1 protein-coding gene is annotated in these 277 nt (G+C 64.6%); it reads right to left on the bottom strand.

The genetic code is table 11. From position 1 onward, the window contains the following. A partial coding sequence (locus tag G3N61_RS39325; protein WP_205825145.1) for a Plug domain-containing protein occupies window positions 1-277 on the bottom strand: 277 nt, incomplete at both ends.

Here is a 277-nt window from a genome sequence, read left to right as displayed (position 1 = left end):
GTTACCCGGATACAGCGCGGAAAAGGGGCCATAGAGCACGTCGACGCGCGCGATGTCGTCGGGCGGAATCAGCGACCAGCGCGGCGGGTACGCGTAGCTCGAGCCGAGCAGGTTCGACAGCAGCACGCCGTCCGCATACACGAGCCCGCGTGCGCTCTGCAGCTCGTTGAAGTCGCGGCCGGCGAATACGCTGTTGCGGTCGCCGATATAGCGCTTGCGGACCATCAGGTTCGGCGCGTATTTCAGCGCGTCTTCGGTCGTGACGTTGGTATGCGAT

Origin of the sequence: Burkholderia sp. Ac-20349, from assembly GCF_017104865.1 — a bacterium.
GTDB lineage: Bacteria > Pseudomonadota > Gammaproteobacteria > Burkholderiales > Burkholderiaceae > Burkholderia > Burkholderia aenigmatica.
The sequence above is the reverse complement of the archived record's forward strand: the minus strand, read 5'-3'. Positions and strand labels throughout refer to the sequence as shown.